The following is a 17172-nucleotide window of genomic DNA, read 5'->3' on the forward strand; positions in this document are numbered from 1 at the left end:
TCGCGCCTCGCCGACCCGGCAGAAAGTGGTCCCGAAAAGACGCCGACCCGGCAGATAGTGGTCCGGAAAAGACAGCGACCCGGCAGAAAGTGGTCCGTGATCGGGCACTTTCTGCCGGGTCGGCGTGTTCAGCAGGACCGTTCGAGCCGGGTCAACGTGTTCAGCGGGCCAGTTCGAGCCGGGTCGACGTGTTCAGCGGGCCAGTTCGAGCCGGGTCGGCGGGAACTCGGAGCCAGTTCGAGCCGGGTCAGGCCTGGAGGGCCTGGATCGCCTCGTGGATCGCGAGCGTGCGCTCGGCGGACTCGACGTGGAGGCTCTCGACCATCTTGCCGTTGTAGGTGACGACGCCGGCGCCCTTGTTGTCCTCCCAGGCCTGGATCAGGCCACGGGCGTCCTCGACGGCCTGCTCGCTCGGGGCGAAGCCGCTGTTGGCGCCCTCGACCTGGCCGGGGTGGATCAGGGTCTTGCCGTCGAAGCCCATCTGGCGTCCCTGCTCGACCTCGGCGAGGAAGCCGTCGGTGTTCTTCACGTCGTTGTAGACGCCGTCGATGATCACGATGCCGGCGGCGCGGGCGGCGAGCAGGGCCAGGCCGAGGCCGGTGATCACGGGGGCGCGGCCGGGCACGTGCTCGGCGTACAGCTCCTTGACGAGGTCGTTGGTGCCCATCACGAAGCCGGTGAGGCGCTCGGACGCGGTGGCGATCGAGAGCGCGTTGAGCATGCCGATCGGGGTCTCGACCATCGCCCACAGCTTCGTCCGCTCGGGCGCGCCGGCCGCGGCGAGGGCGTCGACGAGCTCGAGGACCTCCTCGGCGGAGTTCACCTTGGGGACCAGGACGACGTCGGGGCCGGCCTCCGCGGCGGCGCGGATGTCGTCGGCGTGCCACTCGGTGCCGATGCCGTTGACCCGGATGATGAGGTGGCGCTCGCCGTACTCACCGGACCGGACGGCGGCCGCGGCGGCGTTGCGGGCCTCCGGCTTGGCGTCCGGGGCGACGGCGTCCTCGAGGTCGAAGATGATCGCGTCGGCGGGCAGCGTCTTCGCCTTCTCCAGCGCCCGCTCGTTGGAGCTGGGCATGTAGAGGACGGAGCGCAGGGGCTTGAACTCGGACATCAGGCGGTCACCTCGATCGCGTCGTACTGGGCCTTGAGGACGGGGTCGATCGCGGCCAGCTCCTCGGCCAGCTCGACGAGGACCAGGCACTGCTTGAGGGAGGCGTCGTCCTCCATCTTGCCGTCGATCATGACCGCGCCGGTGCCGTCGCCCATGGCGGCGACCACGCGGCGGGCGTGGGCGATGTCCTCGACGCTGGGGGAGAAGACCCGGTTGGCGATCTCGATCTGGACCGGGTGCAGCGACCAGGCGCCGACGCAGCCGAGCAGGAAGGCGTTGCGGAACTGGTCCTCGCAGGCGACGGTGTCCTTGATGTCGCCGAACGGGCCCCAGTACGGGTAGATCCCGTGGGTCGCGCAGGCGTCGACCATCTTGGCCATCGTGTAGTGCCACAGGTCCTGCTGGAAGCGGAACCGGTCGGCGTCGTACTGGTAGGCGCCGTCGGCGTCGCGCGGCGCGTCCTCCCGCACGAGGTAGCCGGGGTGGCCGCCGCCGACGCGGGTGGTCTTCATCTTGCGGTCCGCCGCGAGGTCGGCCGGACCGAGCGAGAGACCCTGCATGCGCGGCGAGGCGCCGCAGATCTCCTCGACGTTGGCCACGCCGCGCGCGGTCTCGAGGATCGCGTGGATCAGGATCGGCCTGGTGATGCCGGCCTTGGCCTCGAGCTGGGCCAGGATCCGGTCGACGTAGTGGATGTCCTCGGCGCCCTGCACCTTCGGGACCATGATCACGTCGAGCTTCTCGCCGATCGCGGGGACCAGCGTGGTGAGGTCGTCGAGCACCCAGGGGCTGTCGAGGGCGTTGATGCGTGTCCACAGCTGGGTCGGGCCGAAGTCGGTGTCCTGCGCGATCCTGACCAGGCCCTCGCGCGCGGCGACCTTGTTGTCGGCCTTGATGGCGTCCTCGAGGTTGCCCAGCAGTACGTCGACCGTGCCGACCATCGCGGGGATCTTCGCGGCCATCTTCTCGTTGCTGGGATCGAAGAAGTGGATCGCGCGACTCGGGCGGGCGGGGATCTCGCGGAGGGGCAGCGGGGCCCCGACGGCGAGCGGGCGGAAGAAGTCCTTGGCGCTCTTGTGGCTCACGTTTGGACAAACTACCGGCGAGTCACCCTGTCCGGGTATGACGGATGTCTCGCGAGATGGCGGTGCCGGGCGTGGCCGGGCGTGGTGGAGCACGGTGCTGGTCGTCGTGCTGCTGCACGCGACCGCCCTGGGGATCCTCCTCGGTTGGGTGGCGACCTACTTCGACCGCCTCGACGAGCGCTGCCCGTGGTACGACGACGAGGGCACCATGGCGGCGCCCCGCTCCCTGCAGGGCCGGCTGGTCTGCGGCGACTCGGGAGTCTCGGAGACCTACTGGATCGTGGTGATGGGCGTCATCGCCGTGGGCGCTCTCGCCGCCCTGTCGTTCTGGCTGGTCCGCCGCACGCCCCTGGCCGTGGTGGCGGTGCTGCTGACGGCGCTGGTGCCGGTCGGCATGGCCGAGGTCTCGCTGCGGCTGGAGGACAGCTGCTCCAAGGCGCAGTGGAAGCAGTACGGCAAGGAGGGCTGTGAGCAGGACCGCGAGCTGCGCTGAGGCTCAGCGCCGCCACCAGCGACGCCGGCGCTCCGGTGCCGGGGCCGCGGGCGCCGTACGCCGGCGGGCGGCGCGCCGCTCGTGCCAGCCGGCGAGCGTCTCGTCGACGTCGCGCGGCATGGTGATCAGCGGCGGTCCGTCGACCGGGGTGTAGCGGGCGCGCAGGACGCGGGCGTTGAAGTCCTCGACGAAGGTGCGCGCCTCGCGCTCCGAGCCGAGCCGGTCGAGGGCGGCCTCGAGCTCGGCGTCGTCCTTGCGGAGCTGGAGGGCGGGCGGGAGCACGGTGATGTGCTCGCGCTCGACCAGGCGCTTGACCCACCAGTCGGGGTCGTGGGTGGCGCCGAGGTCGGGGATCGGCTTCCCGGCGCCGGGGAGGTCGTCGAAGTCGCCGCGCTCCATGGCCTGGCGCACCTGGAGGTCGACCCAGGTCTGCTGCTGCTCGATCCGGGCCTTGCGCGCCTTGCCCTCCTCGTCCACGACTCCAGTGTGCCCCGCCCCCCTTGCCGCCCCGCCGAGTGCGGAGGATGGTGGAGACATGCACGCGAGCGTGGGAGATCGCCTGGTCGTGGAGGCGCACACCGACTCGACGCACCGGCGCGAGGCGGAGGTGCTCGAGGTGCGGGGACAGGACGGCGGGCCGCCGTACCTCGTCCGATGGGAGGACGGGCACGAGTCGCTCGCCTTCCCGGGGCCGGACGCGCACGTCGTACCCCGCTCCTGAGTCAGGCGGGCATTCAGGCAGGCCGCAGGAAGTCCGCGACCAGCGGCGCCAGCGTGTCCGCGCTGGTGACCAGGCCGAGATGCCCGTCCGGGTAGACGTGCAGCCGCGCGTCCGGCAGCAGCGCGCGCATGATCCGTGCGTTGACCAGCGGGATGATCGGGTCGTCGTCGCCGGCGAGGATCAGCGTGGGCTGCCGGATGAACGGCAGGCCGGGCAGGCTGGACCAGCCGGCGCCGGCGAGCAGCTGGAGCAGGTAGCCGCGGCGCGAGCCGACCCGGGAGTGCGCGTGCATGAGGCGGCGTACGTCGTCGGGGCGGTCGCGCATCTGACCCCCGTACAGCTCGGCGGCGACCTGGACGGCGTAGTCGGCGTCGCGGTAGCGCTGCGGCGTGACCATCTTGCGCAGCACCGCGGGCGGGGCCGGGACCATCAGCGAGCCGGTGGCGGTGCTGACCAGGACCAGGCGCCGGCAGCGGCGGGGCTGCTGGAAGGCGATCTGCTGGGCGAGTCCGCCGCCCCAGGAGATGCCGAGGACGTCGTACTGCTCGAACCCGAGCTGCCGCATCATCGCGCCGACACCGAGCGTGAGCAACGCGAAGTTGTAGGGCAGCTTGGGGTTGGGGGACCCGCCGACGCCGGGTACGTCGAAGCGCACGACCCCGATGCGGGGGTCGAGCGCGTCGACGAACGGCTGGAGCAGGTCGAGGCTGGCGCCGATGCCGTTGCACAGCAGCAGGGGTGGGCCGGGCTCGGTGCCGGGGCGTACGGCGGCCCGGATCTCGTGGCCGAGGACGGTGAGCTGGCGCAGCTCCAAGGCGGGTGACCTCACTTGTCGAAGACGTAGGTGCCGGGGGCCTCGGCCAGCGGCTGCAGCCGGGTCGAGCCCATCTCCTCGGGGGCGGGCTTGAGCTCGCCGCACCGCTCGTCCAGCCACTGCGCGACGTCGTTCCACCACGAGCCCTGGTGGGTCTCGGCGCCGGTCAGCCACGCCTTCGCGTCGGGGCCGTGCTCGTCGTTGGTGTGGAAGGTCGCCTTCGGGTTGCCCGGCGGGTTCACCAGTGCGGCGATGTGGCCGCTGGTGGACAGGATGAACCGGGTCCTCCCACCGAGGAGCTGGGTGGTCCGGTAGCAGTTCTCCCACGGCGTGATGTGGTCGGCGATGCCCGCGACGATGTAGCTGTCGACGGTGACCTTGCCGAGGTCGATGGGCTGCCCCAGCACGGTGAGGGCGCCGGCCCGGGTGAGCTGGTTCTCGACCGCCATGTCGACGAAGTCGGCGTGCAGGCCCGCGGACATCCGGGTCGTGTCGGCGTTCCAGAACAGGATGTCGAACGCCGGGGGCCTCTTGCCGAGCAGGTAGTTGTTGACCCAGTAGTTCCAGATCAGGTCGCTGGGCCGCAGCCACGCGAACACCTCGGCCAGCGACCGCCCGTCGAGGAAGCCCTTCTGGGCCGAGCGGGCCTTGGCCAGTGCGGCCATCCGCGGGTCGCTGAGCGCGCCGACGGTGCCGGCGTCGTGGTTGTCGATCACGGTCACCGCGAGCACGACGCCCGCGAGGCGGTCCTGACGGCCGATGCCGGCGAGGTACGCCGCGGTGATGCTCGCGAGGATGCCGCCGGAGCAGATGCCCGCGAGCACCGTCTGCGCGTTGCCGGTGATCTCCTCCACCGCGTCGAGCGCCTCGAGGATCGAGCCGACGTACGTGTCGAAGTCCCAGCCGGAGTGCCGGGTGTCCGGGTTGCGCCACGAGATGACGAACATCTGGCGGCTGTTCTGCGTGCTGAACTCGACCAGGCTGCGGCCCGGTGACAGGTCGATCGCGTAGAACTTGTTGATCGTCGGCGGCACGATCATCACCGGCACCTCGTGCACCTCGTCGCACTGCGGCACGTACTGGATCAGCTCCAGGACCTCGTTGCGGAACACCACTGCTCCCGGTGTCGCGGCGATGTTCTCGCCCAGGACGAAGCCGGACGTGTCGACCATCTCGGGCACCCGCGGCGAGGAGGCGAGGTCCTTGACCAGCTGCGTGCCGCCGCGGACCAGGCTCAGCCCGGCGGTGTCGATGACCGCCTTCGCGGAGGCGGGGTTGACCAGCGGCACGTTGCTCGGCGCCAGCGCCTCGACCAGGTTCTCCACCATGAACCGGACCCGCTTGCGGTCGCGCGGGTCGAGGTCGGCGTCCTCGACGAGCTGGTCGACGGTGCGCCCGCTCGCGAGGTAGACCTGCACCAGGCGGCGCAGCAGCGGGTTCTCGGTCCAGCCCGGGTCGGTGAACCGGCGGTCGCCGCGCGTGGGGGTGACGTCCGACGTACCGACGACGACCTTGGCGGTCTCGCCGGCCAGGGCGCCGAGGCGGCGGGCGGTCTTCCGCGGACGGCGGGCGAGGGAGACGGCCCACCGGGCGGTGGACATGTCGGGCAGGAAGCGGCGGACCGGGCCGAGGGCGGCGTCGACGAGGAGTACGTCGAGGGGAGCGGCGGCGTCGGCCAGGCGGGTGGTGGTCGAGGAGCTCATGGCTCAACTGTCGTCTCGGGAGTGGGTCCGTGGCTTCGGCCGTGGGCACCGAGATTCACGGCGATCGTGTGTGCGCGTGCACAACGCGCGGCCGGGAGAGGGCCTAGTGTCGGTCCCGTGAGTGGACCGGACGTGAACGCCGAGGTACGCAAGCTCAGTGCGCGGCTGCTGCCGGAGTGCGACCGGCTCGGCGCCGCGATGGCCGAGCGGATCCGGGCCGAGATCCCCGTCTACGACACCGGTGACGTCGTGAGCCACGACGAGCTGGTCGTGTCCTGCACGGTCAACGCCCGCTACATCCTCGGCAACCTCGCCGGCGAGGTGACGCCGACCGAGACACCCACCGAGACCGGCACCACCCGCGCCGAGCAGGGCGTCCCGTACGCGATGGTGCTGCAGGCGTTCCGGGTCGGCTCCCGGTTCATCTGGGAGGTGCTCGTCGAGCGCGCCGACCCCGAGGACCGCGACCTGCTCCTGCTCGCTGCCGCCGACATCTGGGCGGTCAGCGACCAGCTCGCCGCCGACGTCACCGACGCCTACCGCCGGGCGATGGCCGACCGTGCCCGCCGCGACGGACAGATGCGCTCCGTGCTCGTCGGCTCCCTGCTCGACGGCGACGCCGACGCGACGGCGTACGTCGGCGAGACGGCCGGCATGCTCGACCTGGGCCGGGCCACGGAGTACGTCGTGGTGTCGGCCGAGTCGCCGACGCCCGGCGCCGAGGGACTGCCCGACGTGGAGCGGGCGCTGCGACGCGCCAACGTCCGCTCGGCCTGGCGGCTCGACCACGACCACCAGGAGGGCGTGGTCGCGCTGCGGTTCGGGTTCGGCGCCGAGCACCTGGTCGACCTGCTCGCCGGTCTCGCCCGCGGCCGGGTCGGGGTCAGCAGCGTCGTCGGCCGGCTCGACGACATCCAGGAGGCGCGACGCCAGGCCCGTGTGGCCTGTGCCGCCGTCTCGCCCGGCGCGACGGTCGTCGGTCGGTTCGGCGCCGACCCGCTCGCCGTACTGCTGGCGGGGAGTCCGGACCAGGCCCGGGTCCTCGTCGACGCGGTGCTCGCCCCCGTGCTGGCGCTGCCCGAGGACGACCGGGAGGTCGTCTTCGCGACCGCCCGCGCCTGGCTCGCCGCAGGCGGCTCGACCTCGACCGCGGCCCGTGAGCTGCACGTGCACCGCAACACCGTGCGCTACCGGATCCGCCGGCTCGAGGAGATCACCGGACGCGACCTCGCCCGGCCCGTCGACGCGGCCGAGCTGTACGTCGCACTGGAGTGCGTGCGGATCCTCGGACTGGGATAGTCGAGATCAGGCCCACGCGAAGTAGCGCAGGTAGACGTAGAGCCAGGCGACGACCAGCGTCATCAGGGTGACCACGACGCCGTACCGCGTGAACTGCCAGAAGCTGATCGGCTCGCCCGACTTGGCCGCGATGCCGAGCACGACCACGTTGGCGCCGGCGGCGACGGCGGTGGCGTTGCCGCCGAGGTCGGCGCCGAAGACGAAGGCCCACCACAGCGGGCTGTCCGCACCGGACGACCCGGTGGCGGACACCATGTCCTCGACGATCGGCACGGTCGCGGTCGTGTACGGGATGTTGTCGACGAAGGCGCCGACGACCCCGGAGCCGAACAGCAGCGCGGTCGCGGCGAGCAGCTCGCGCTCGCCCATCGCCTCGGCCGCGAGCTCGCTGATGCGGCCGATGACACCGACCTGGACCAGCGAGCCGACCAGCACGAACAGCGCCATGAAGAAGGCGAGGGTGCCCCACTCGACCTCCTCGAGGAACTCCTCGGGCTCGGTGCGCGAGACCAGCACGGTCGCGCCCGCGCCGAGCATCGCGACCAGTGACGGGTCGAGGTGCAGCACGGTGTGCAGGCTGAACGCGACCATCACCAGGCCGAGCACGACCAGGCACCGCACGAGCATCCGCTGGTTGGTGATCGCGTCGCGCGGACGCAGGTCGCCGAGCACGTCGGTCACGTCGACGGGCTCGCCGAACGAGCGCCGGAACAGCCAGCGGGCCATCACCACGAAGAGCACCAGCAGGATCACGGTCAGCGGCAGCGAGTGGACGAGGAAGTCGTCGAAGCTGAGGCCGGCCCGGCTGCCGATGATGATGTTGGGCGGGTCGCCGATGAGGGTCGCCGTACCTCCGATGTTGGAGGCGAGGATCAGTGAGATGAGGTACGGCGCCGAGGGCAGTCCCAGCTGGCGGCACACCGAGATCGTGACCGGCGCGACCAGCAGCACGCACGTGACGTTGTCGAGGATCGGGGCGACGGTGGCGCTGTTCAGGACGAGCAGCACGAGCAGCCGGTAGGGGTGCCCGCCGGAGCGCAGCGCGGCCCACAGCGCGAGGAACTCGAACAGCCCGGTCTGCTTGAGCACGCCGACGATCACCATCATCCCGAACAGCAGGAAGATGACGTTCCAGTCGATGCCGGTCTCGTGGTCGAAGAAGGCCGACTGCGCGTCCACCAGCCCGATCACGGCCATCGCGGCGACGCCGCCCAGCGCGGCCGCGACCCGGTGCACCCGCTCGGTGGCGATGAGGGCGTAGGCGACGATGAAGACGGACAGGGCGGCGGACGTGAGGATCACGCCGCGCCCCACCGGGCCGGCTCGAGGGCGGCGTACCACCCGGCCAGGCGCCCGTACCTGCTCACCGCGAGCAGCCGGTCCTCGACCTCGACCTGCCGGTCCCGGGCGGTCACGGCGAGCACCTGGTCGCCGGTGCGCAGCACGGTGCGCCCGCCGGGCACCAGCACGTCAGGACCCCGGGTGATCAGCGCGACCGCCGCGCCGGGCGGGAGCCGGAGCTCGTCGACCTCGACGCCCGCGAGGTGCGACTCGGGCTCGACCTCGAAGCGCAGGAGCACGGCGTCGAGCCGGTCGAGGGTCGCGAACCCGATCGACACCTTGTGCACCAGGCTGCCCTTCTCCGCCCACCGCGGCTGCCGGCCGCGCCCGATCGCCAGGCCGATCGCGAACCCGATCGCCGCGGCGAGCATGCCGACCGCGACGGCGAGCTCCAGCTCAGCCGCGCCCATGCGGCCGGCTCCCGTCCGGGTCGGCGGACGGGGAGACAATGAGGTGCTCGACGGCGACCACCCGGACGCGCAGCAGGGCGCCGCCGATGTGGTCCAACCCGGCGGTCGGGTCGGCGGCGAGCGCGGCGAGCTCGCGGCGTCGTACCGCCTCCTCGACGGCGGGTACGACGATCGCGAACGCCACCCGCTCCAGCTCGGCCGCGGAGGCCCGGCCGGCGGCGTCGACGTCGGCCTCGAGGAGCAGGCGGATGTCCGCGCCGTCCGCCGTGCGGCTGCGGACGGTGAGGGGGACGACCAGCATCGGCGGCATGTCTCCAGCCAAGTCGCCGGACGCCGGCCGCGGTATGGGGGCCAGCACCCATTTCCTGATGCGGCCGCGTGGGCGAGGGTGGGGGAGTGCGGCTCGCGAACTCGTCCCTGTACTGGAAGGTGTGCCTGATCAACGCAGCCGTGCTGTGCGCGGGCGCGGTGGTGCTGATGCTGTCCCCGGCGAGCGTCTCGCGGCGGGTGCTGGTCTCGGAGGCGGTCGTGCTCGTCGTCGGGACCGGCCTGGTGCTCGTGCTGACCGGCGGGCTGTTGCGGGCCGCGCTCGCACCGGTGGACCGGGTGATCCGCGAGATGGCGACCGTCCGGCTGGGAGGGGAGGGCCGCCGGCTCGAGGTCCGTACGTCGGGCGACGGGCCGGGCGCCCAGCTGGTGCGCAGCTACCACGCGATGCTCGACCGGCTGGAGGGCGAGCGCCGCGCCAGCGACGCGCAGGCGATCGCCGCCCAGGAGGCCGAGCGGCACCGGATCGCGCGCGAGCTCCACGACCAGGTCGGCCAGGACCTCACCGTGGTGCTGCTCGGGCTCAAGCAGCTCGAGGACCGGGTGCCGCCCGAGCTGCGCTCCGAGCTCGCGCTGCTGCGGGAGAGTGCGCGCACCGGCCTCGACGACGTGCGCCGGGTGGCGCGCGAGCTGCGCCCCGGAGTCCTCGAGGACCTCGGCCTGCAGCCCGCGCTGGCCGCGCTGGCGACCGACGTCGCAGCGCTCGGTGGGCCGGTCGTTCGCCGTACCTTCGCGCCGGGGATGCCCACCCTCGGCCGCGACACCGAGGTCGTCGTCTACCGGGTCGCGCAGGAGGCGCTGACCAATGTCGTCCGGCACGCCGGCGCCACCCGGGTCGACCTGTCGCTGCTGCGGGTCGGTCCCCACCTCGTGCTGGAGGTGGCCGACGACGGCTCCGGGCTCGACGGCGCGGTGTGGGGGACGGGCATCCAGGGCATGCGCGACCGCTCCGCGCTGGTCGGCGGCACGCTGTCGGTCGACTCCTCGACCCGGGGGACGACGGTGCGGCTGCGGGTCCCGGTGGTGGACCGGGTGGGTGCCGGATGATCCGGGTCCTGCTCGCCGACGACCACGCCCTCGTCCGGCGCGGCGTGCGGCTGATCCTCGAGCAGCAGCCCGACATCGAGGTGGTCGCCGAGGCCTCGGACGGCGCGGAGGTGATCGCGCTGCTGCGGGAGGTCGAGGTCGACCTCGTGGTGCTGGACATCGCGATGCCCACGATGACCGGGCTGCAGGCGGCGCGCGAGATCGCGCGGCGTCGTACGCCACCGCGGGTCCTGATGCTGTCGATGCACGACAACGAGCAGTACTTCTTCTCCGCACTCAAGCTCGGCGCCTCGGGGTACGTGCTGAAGTCGGTCGTCGACGAGGACCTGGTCTCCGCGTGCCGGGCCGCCGTCCGGGGCGAGGCGTTCGTCTATCCCGGCGCGATGGGGGCGCTGGTGCGCGACTACCTCGATCGGCTGGCGCGTGGAGAGCGGGTGCCCGCGACCGTGCTGACCCCGCGCGAGGACGAGGTGCTCAAGCTGATCGCCGAGGGGCGCTCGTCGCGGGAGATCGCGGCGATCCTGTCGATCAGCATCAAGACCGTCGAGAAGCACCGCTCGCACATCCTGGCCCGGCTCGGCATGACCGACCGGACCCAGCTGACGCGGTATGCGATCCGGGCGGGGCTGGTCGAGCCGTGATGGTTGCGGTTCAACTACCGAATTCGTCGCCGATCGGGCGGAGGCATGACGAATTCGGTAGTTGAACCGCAGACACACCGCAGCGTCACAGCGTCACAACGTCACAGCGGGACGTCGGCGCGGCGCGGGTCGCACCAGGGCGTGCCGGCGGGGACGCGGGAGAACTGCTCGTCGTACAGCCGCTTGTAGAGGCCACCGGCCAGCAGCAGGTCGTCGTGGGAGCCCTGCTCGACCAGGTGCCCGTCCTCGAGCCCGAAGATGACGTCGGCGGATCGGATCGTGGAGAGCCGGTGGGCGATCGCGATGGTGGTGCGGGAGCGGGTGGCCCGTTCGAGCGCCTCCTGGACCAGCCGCTCGGTCTCGTTGTCGAGGGCGGAGGTGGCCTCGTCGAGGATCAGGATCCGCGGGTCCTTGAGCAGCACCCGGGCGATCGCGAGGCGCTGCTTCTCGCCGCCGGAGAGTCGGTAGCCGCGCTCGCCGGTGATCGTCTCGTAGCCCTCGGGGAAGCTCATGATCCGGTCGTGGATGTTGGCGTCGCGCGCCGCCCGCACGATCTCCTCCGGGCTCGCGCCGGGGCGGGCGTAGGCGATGTTGTCGCGGATCGTGCCGTGGAAGAGATACGGCTCCTGGGTGACCATCCCCACCGCGTCGGCGAGCGAGGAGAGGGTGAGGTCGCGGACGTCGTACCCGTCGATGAGGACGGCACCCTCGGTGACGTCGTAGAAGCGGGGGACCAGGTACGTCGCCGTCGTCTTGCCGCTGCCGGAGGGGCCGACGATCGCGGCGAGCTGACCGGGCTCGACCACCAGGGAGACGTCGTCGAGCGCCCACGCCGAGCCGACGGGCCGCTCCTCGTCGTCCTCGATCCGCACGCCCGTCTCGCCGAACCGGTCGCGGTCGACGGCGCCCGACAGCGAGCGCGGCTCGGGGTAGCGGAACCGGACGCCGCGCAGCTCGACCCGGCCCTGCAGCCTGTCGGGGTCGAGCACGGTCGCGCCGGGCCGCTCGGTGATCGCGGGCTCGAGGTCGAGGTACTCGAAGATCCGGCGGAACAGCGCCATCGAGGTCTGTACGTCGAGCGTGACCCGCATCAGCTGCAGCAACGGCATCTGCAGCCGGCTCTGCAGCGTCGTGAACGCGACCAGGGTGCCGGCGGTGATCGTGTCGGCACCGACGGGGACGTTGCCGGTGATGATCCAGCCGGCGACCAGGTAGATCAGTGCGGGCGTGATCGCGAAGAAGGTCTGCACCATCGCGAAGAAGGTGCGCCCGGTCATCGCCTGCTCGACCTGCAGCCGGGTCTGCCTGCGGTTCGCCTCGCGGTAGCGCTCCACCTCCGACTCGGCCCGGTTGAACACCTTGGCGAGCAGGATCCCGCTCACCGACAGGGCCTCCTCGGTGATGGCGGTCATCTCGGAGAGCGACTCCTGGGTGCGCCGAGCCAGCCGCTGCCGCGCGCGGCCGACCCGGAACTGCAGTCCCACGAACAGCGGCATCAGGAACAGCGTGAGCAGGGTCAGCTGCCACGACAGCACGATCATCGACACGAACGCCGCCGTCACGGTGACCGAGTTCTGCACGATCGTGGTCGCGGTGTCGGTGAGCACCGTCCGCACCCCGGCGACATCGTTGGCCAGCCGGGACTGGATCGCGCCGGTCTTGGTGGCGGTGAAGAACGCCAGCTCCATCTTCTGCAGGTGCTCGAAGAGGTCGCCACGCAGGTCGGCCATCGCGGAGTTCCCGACGGTCGAGGTCAGCCACATCTGCACGATGCCGATCAGCGCCGCCACGATCGGGATCGCGCACATGCCCGCGATCAGCCAGGCCAGCAGGTGCAGGCGGGGGCCGCCGCCGTCGAGCGGGAACAGGGCGTCGTCGAAGACCGCACGGGTCAGGAACGGCACCATCGCCTGCAGCGCCGCGGCGGCCAGGACCGCGACCAGGACGAGCATGATCTTGCCTCGATAGGGCCGCAGCAGGTGGGCGATCCGCGGCAGCACAGGCTCGCGCTGGCGCAGGTCGGCGGTCGTCAGGTGGGTCACCACCGGGCTCGGCCGCATCAGGCGTCCTGCCCCGGCCAGCCCGCACCCCAGCGGCCACGATGGGCGAGCTCGCGCCACGGCGTACGACGGCGCCGGCTCGCCGAGCCCTGCGCGCCCGTGCTACGGGGGGCCGGGTGGCCGATCGTGATAGCGCCGATCGGGTGTGGCGCCTCCGCGTCGTCGGTGTCGACCAGGCCGAGTGCGTCCTTGACGGCGTCGACCCGGCCGGGCACCAGCCCGAAGAAGCAGGCGCCGAGGCCGGCGTCGGTCACCGACTGGAGCAGCAGCAGGGCGGCCATCGCGGTGTCGAGGTGCCAGTAGGGCATCGCCCAGCGACCCGCGTCGTGCTCGCCCAGGCCGGCGCGGTGCTTGTCGGGCTCTGCGTAGCGGTCGAGGTAGGCATCGCGGCGGCTGCACGGCACGACCACCACCGGCGCGCTCATCATCCCGGCCAGCCAGCGGTCCGGCGCCGAGGTGTCGGCCTGCGCCTCCCAGAACCCGCGGACCGTCTCCGGGGTGTCCAGTACGACGAACGCCCACCCCTGCGAGAAGCCGGCGCTCGGCGCGCGGGTGGCGTGGTCGAGCGCCCGTTCGAGCACGGCCGCCTCGACCGGGGCGGAGGTGTAGGCGCGCGTCATCCGGCGTCGTCGTACCACCTCGGCGAACTCCACGGGGCCAGCCTAGGGGTGGGCGTGGTGGGTCCCTCGGATCGTTCGATCGAACGGTTCGAGGGACTTCACGCCGCAGAACTCCCCCGAACCGTTCGATCGAACGGTTCGGGGGAGTGGGCGCTGAGGTGCCCGGCCCCGTACCTGAGGTAGGGCAGGACCCGAACATAGGGAACGTGTCCGATGTGGGGGACTACCTCAGACGACGAGTCTCTACGTCATGAGCAGCAATTACTACCTCAACGCAGAGAACGAGTACCGCCGCCAGCAGGCGGCCCGCGGGATGGCCGCCAGCCGGGCGGGGCGCAGCCGCACCTCCTGGCTGCGGCGCCTCGCCGCCACCGACCCCAGCGTGGAGCGCCACACGCGCTGACAGGTCGACAGCACTTGTCCACCTTGTCGGTGGCGGACGCCATGATGGTGCCCGTGGCCGCACACAGCAGCCTGACCATGGTCGGGCGTGACACCGAGCTCGCCGAGGCGATCGCGGTCCTCGACGACGCCGTCAGCGCCGCCGAGGCCGGGACGTCGCGGCGTGCGGTGCTGCTGTCCGGCGACGCCGGCGTCGGCAAGACGCGGCTGCTGCGCTCGCTGCGCGACCACGCACTCGACACCGGTTGGCAGGTGCTGGCCGGTCACTGTCTCGACTTCGGCGACAGTGCGCTGCCCTACCTGCCCTTCAGCGAGGTGCTCGGCCGGCTCGACGCCAGCCACCCCGAGCTGGTCGAGGCGGTCGCCGCCGTCCACCCGGCGCTGACCCGGCTCCAGCCGGGGCGGCGCACGCGCGTGGTCGGCGACGAGTCCACCGACGAGCGCAGCCGCGGCGCAGACCGTGGCGACACCCTCGTGGCCGTGCACGCGCTGCTCGAGGCGGCGGCCACCGAGGCGCCGGTGCTGCTGGTGGTCGAGGACCTCCATTGGGCCGACCAGTCGACGCGCGACATGCTCGGGTTCCTGTTCACCCGGGCCTTCGCGCGGCCGGTGGCCATCGTGGCGTCGTACCGCTCCGACGACCTGCACCGCCGCCACCCGCTGCGCCGCCAGGTCGCGGAGTGGACCCGGCTGCCGCAGGTCGGGCGGCTCGGCCTGGGCCCGCTGCCGGCAGAGGCGGTGCGGGCGCTGGTCGGCGAGCTCGCGCCGGCCGGCCTCGACGAGCGCTCGGTGGCCCGGATCGTCGAGCGGGCCGAGGGCAACGCCTTCTTCGTCGAGGAGCTCGTCGCGTCGGGTTCGTGCGCCGACGGCGACGTTCCCGGCGACCTGGCCGACCTGCTGCTGGTCCGGCTAGACCGCCTCTCAGAAGAGGCCCGCCACGTCGTCCGCGTCGCCAGCGTCGCCGGGCGCCGGGTCACCCACGACCTGCTCGCCGCGACCGCCGACGTCCCGGTCGACCGGCTCGACTCCGGCATCCGCCAGGCGGTCGAGATGAACGTCCTCGAGGTGGGCGGACATCTCTATTCCTTCCGCCACGCACTTCTCGGCGAGGCGATCTACGACGACCTGCTGCCCGGGGAGCGGGTCCGGCTGCACGCCCGCTACGTGTCCGCACTCTCCAGCGGTGCCGCCGGCGGTACGTCGGCCGAGCTGGCCCGCCACGCCCGCCGGGCCAACGACCTCGACCGGGCGGTCACCGCCAGCATCGAGGCCGGCGACGAGGCGATGGCGGTCGGTGGCCCCGACGAGGCGGCCGACCACTACCAGCAGGCGCTGGAGCTGCTCGAGGATCCCGAGCGGGTGGCCCGGCTCGAGGTCGACCACGCCAAGCTGGTCGTCCGCGCCGCCACCGCGCTGATCACCGGCGGCAACGCGGTCCGGGCCGGGCAGCTGGTCACCGCCCGCCTGGCGCAGCTGCCGGCCGACGCGCCCGATGTCGACCGCTCCCGGCTGCTCAACGCCCAGGCCGAGGTGCTGGCGATGACCGAGACCGAGCTCGACCCGGTCGAGGTCTCGGCGCACGCGCTGGCCCTGGCCCCCGAGGGCGAGAGCCCGTTGCGGGCCAAGGTGCTCGCCAACCACGCCCGGATCCTCGGTGCCTACCGGCCCGAGGAGCAGGAGGCGGCCGAGGCGTTCGCGACCGAGGCGCTCGCGCTCGCCGAGCGGCTGGCTCTGCCCGAGCTCGCCTCCGACATCGTCACCACGCTCAGCGGGCTGCGGGTCAAGGCTGCCGCCGGGTCGGAGCAGGATGCCCTGCGCGGGGCGCTCGAGTCCGCCGTCGACAGCGCGGTCCGGGCCGGCGCCTTCCAGGCCGAGATCCGCGGCCGCTGGCTGCTCGGCCGCTCCTACCAGGACTCCGGCGACTGGGAGCAGTCCGCGCGCTGGTTCCGCTCCGCCATGGCGCTCGGCGAGCAGGCCGGCCTGGTCTGGGCGCCGTTCAGCATCGAGTCGCGCTGGCAGCTCACCCGGATCAGCTACCTCCTCGGCGACTGGGACGACGTGCTCGCGCTGGTCGAGGGCGTCGACGGGCTCAGCGGTCCGCCGATCCCGCGCGGCATCATCGAGCCGGCCCGGCTCTCGGTCCTGGCCGCCCGCGGCGAGGACGTCCTCGACCGGCTCCTCGCCCTGCGTCCGCTCTGGGAGGACGAGGGCGGCGTCGCCGTCTACAGCTCCGGCGCCGAGATCGAGCTCCACGGCGATCGTGGCGACGCGGCGGCGGCGATCGCGGTCTACGACCACGTGGTCGAGGTGCTCGGGCGGATCTGGGGCGAGTACTTCGGCGGCCGGATCCGGCTCGCCGCCGGCGTCCTGGCCGGCATCGCCCGCGCCATGCCGCGGGCCAGTGCCGCCGAGCGGCGGGTGCTGGCGGCCCGGGCCGACACGCTGCTCGCCGACGGCGAGGCGGTCCTCGCTGCGATCCGCGAGCGCAGCGGCCCCTGGGGACCCGAGGGCCGGATGTGGACCGACCGGCTGATCGCCGAGCACCGCCGCGTGCAGTGGCTGAGCGGCGGCGAGGGTGCCGAGGGTGCCCGCCGCGACGAGCTCCTCGCCGCGTGGGAGGCCGCGCTCGACTCGACCCTGAAGGTCGGGAACGTGCCCGAGCTGCTCCGGGTGCGGGCGGCGTACGCCCAGATCCTGCGGCTCGCCGGCGACACCGCCCGCGCTCGCGACGAGGCCGACCAGGCGCGCGCTCTCGCCGACCGGCTACGCGCGCCCCTCCTGGTCGCCGACCTCGCCGCCGAGGCGGGCACCGCGCGGAGCACCGCCGCGACCAGCCACTCCGGCGGGGCCGCGCTGACCGCGCGGGAGCTGGAGATCCTGGCGCTCGTCGCCGAGGGTCGGTCCAACGGCGAGATCGGCAAGCAGCTGTTCATCAGCACCAAGACGGTCAGCGTCCACGTCTCCAACATCCTCGGCAAGCTCGGCGCGGCCGGCCGCACCGAGGCGGCCGCGATCGCGCGCCGCGACGGTCTCCTGCCGTAGAAGTCCTACCGTGGGCGGAGGCCGGCCGCCGGTCCGCGGCGTAGCGTCCCTCG

At 72.6% G+C, this 17172-nt stretch carries 17 protein-coding genes; 7 read left to right on the top strand and 10 right to left on the bottom strand.

Translation table 11 applies throughout. From position 1 onward, the window contains the following. Positions 1 to 247: 247 nt before the first annotated feature. Both FBY23_RS04945 and FBY23_RS04950 read right to left on the bottom strand, forming a co-directional pair. Positions 248 to 1114, bottom strand: a complete 867-nt coding sequence (locus tag FBY23_RS04945) for a CoA ester lyase (RefSeq protein WP_141797132.1) — start codon at positions 1112 to 1114, stop codon at positions 248 to 250. Next, a complete protein-coding gene (locus FBY23_RS04950; protein ID WP_141797133.1) occupies positions 1114 to 2199 on the bottom strand; it encodes a CoA ester lyase in 1086 nt (361 codons plus the stop codon). The genes FBY23_RS04945 and FBY23_RS04950 overlap by 1 nt, the downstream gene beginning before the upstream one ends. Before the next feature lie 37 nt (positions 2200 to 2236). On the opposite strand from FBY23_RS04950, the gene FBY23_RS04955 reads away from it, so the two are divergent. After that, positions 2237 to 2692, top strand: coding sequence for a hypothetical protein (locus FBY23_RS04955; protein ID WP_141797134.1), 456 nt, complete (start codon positions 2237 to 2239; stop codon positions 2690 to 2692). A gap of 3 nt (positions 2693 to 2695) precedes the next feature. On the opposite strand, the gene FBY23_RS04960 is transcribed toward FBY23_RS04955, so the two are convergent. Then, a complete protein-coding gene (locus tag FBY23_RS04960) occupies positions 2696 to 3169 on the bottom strand; it encodes a DUF1992 domain-containing protein (protein ID WP_260805759.1) in 474 nt (157 codons plus the stop codon). 58 nt (positions 3170 to 3227) lie between these two features. Here FBY23_RS04960 and FBY23_RS04965 point away from each other — a divergent pair, with 58 nt between their 5' ends. Next, complete coding sequence (locus tag FBY23_RS04965; protein ID WP_141797136.1) at positions 3228 to 3413, top strand: DUF1918 domain-containing protein; 186 nt, start codon at positions 3228 to 3230, stop codon at positions 3411 to 3413. 13 nt (positions 3414 to 3426) lie between these two features. Here FBY23_RS04965 and phaZ read toward each other — a convergent pair whose 3' ends face one another. Together phaZ and FBY23_RS04975 are read right to left on the bottom strand one after the other, a co-directional pair. Next, positions 3427 to 4227, bottom strand: coding sequence for a poly(3-hydroxyalkanoate) depolymerase (gene phaZ / locus FBY23_RS04970; RefSeq protein WP_222117726.1), 801 nt, complete (start codon positions 4225 to 4227; stop codon positions 3427 to 3429). An 11-nt stretch (positions 4228 to 4238) separates the two neighbouring features. Beyond that, positions 4239 to 5930, bottom strand: a complete 1692-nt coding sequence (locus tag FBY23_RS04975; RefSeq protein ID WP_141797137.1) for an alpha/beta hydrolase — start codon at positions 5928 to 5930, stop codon at positions 4239 to 4241. Between the two features lie 117 nt (positions 5931 to 6047). Between FBY23_RS04975 and FBY23_RS04980 the strand changes: the two genes are divergently transcribed. Continuing rightward, positions 6048 to 7229, top strand: coding sequence for a CdaR family transcriptional regulator (locus FBY23_RS04980; RefSeq protein ID WP_141797138.1), 1182 nt, complete (start codon positions 6048 to 6050; stop codon positions 7227 to 7229). A 6-nt stretch (positions 7230 to 7235) separates the two neighbouring features. Here the strand turns inward: FBY23_RS04980 and FBY23_RS04985 are convergent, their stop codons facing one another. From FBY23_RS04985 to FBY23_RS04995, 3 genes are read right to left on the bottom strand one after another with little or no spacing between them, the layout of a single operon-like run. Continuing rightward, entirely contained in the window at positions 7236 to 8531 is a 1296-nt protein-coding gene (locus FBY23_RS04985; RefSeq protein WP_313901090.1) for an ArsB/NhaD family transporter, read from the bottom strand. Next, positions 8528 to 8980 carry a TrkA C-terminal domain-containing protein gene (locus tag FBY23_RS04990; protein WP_141797139.1) on the bottom strand — a complete coding sequence of 151 codons (453 nt, stop codon included), beginning with the start codon at positions 8978 to 8980 and terminating at the stop codon, positions 8528 to 8530. The genes FBY23_RS04985 and FBY23_RS04990 overlap by 4 nt, the downstream gene beginning before the upstream one ends. After that, on the bottom strand, positions 8967 to 9290 hold the full coding sequence (locus FBY23_RS04995) for a hypothetical protein (RefSeq protein WP_141797140.1): 324 nt from the start codon (positions 9288 to 9290) through the stop codon (positions 8967 to 8969). Before FBY23_RS04995 ends, FBY23_RS04990 begins: the two co-directional genes overlap by 14 nt. A gap of 86 nt (positions 9291 to 9376) precedes the next feature. Here FBY23_RS04995 and FBY23_RS05000 point away from each other — a divergent pair, with 86 nt between their 5' ends. Then, positions 9377 to 10354, top strand: a complete 978-nt coding sequence (locus FBY23_RS05000) for a sensor histidine kinase (protein ID WP_260805761.1) — start codon at positions 9377 to 9379, stop codon at positions 10352 to 10354. Further along, positions 10351 to 10995: a response regulator transcription factor gene (locus tag FBY23_RS05005; RefSeq protein WP_141797142.1), complete on the top strand. Its 645-nt coding sequence runs from the start codon at positions 10351 to 10353 to the stop codon at positions 10993 to 10995. The genes FBY23_RS05000 and FBY23_RS05005 overlap by 4 nt, the downstream gene beginning before the upstream one ends. A gap of 101 nt (positions 10996 to 11096) precedes the next feature. Here FBY23_RS05005 and FBY23_RS05010 read toward each other — a convergent pair whose 3' ends face one another. After that, complete coding sequence (locus FBY23_RS05010) at positions 11097 to 13055, bottom strand: ABC transporter ATP-binding protein (protein ID WP_141797143.1); 1959 nt, start codon at positions 13053 to 13055, stop codon at positions 11097 to 11099. Continuing rightward, a complete protein-coding gene (locus tag FBY23_RS05015; RefSeq protein ID WP_141797144.1) occupies positions 13055 to 13708 on the bottom strand; it encodes a nitroreductase family protein in 654 nt (217 codons plus the stop codon). The genes FBY23_RS05010 and FBY23_RS05015 overlap by 1 nt, the downstream gene beginning before the upstream one ends. 217 nt (positions 13709 to 13925) lie before the next feature. Between FBY23_RS05015 and FBY23_RS25875 the strand changes: the two genes are divergently transcribed. Continuing rightward, positions 13926 to 14078, top strand: coding sequence for a hypothetical protein (locus FBY23_RS25875; RefSeq protein WP_160158164.1), 153 nt, complete (start codon positions 13926 to 13928; stop codon positions 14076 to 14078). A 53-nt stretch (positions 14079 to 14131) separates the two neighbouring features. Next, a complete protein-coding gene (locus tag FBY23_RS26805; protein ID WP_160158165.1) occupies positions 14132 to 17119 on the top strand; it encodes a helix-turn-helix transcriptional regulator in 2988 nt (995 codons plus the stop codon). Positions 17120 to 17172 lie beyond the last annotated feature (53 nt).

The organism is Nocardioides sp. SLBN-35, from assembly GCF_006715725.1.
GTDB lineage: Bacteria > Actinomycetota > Actinomycetes > Propionibacteriales > Nocardioidaceae > Nocardioides.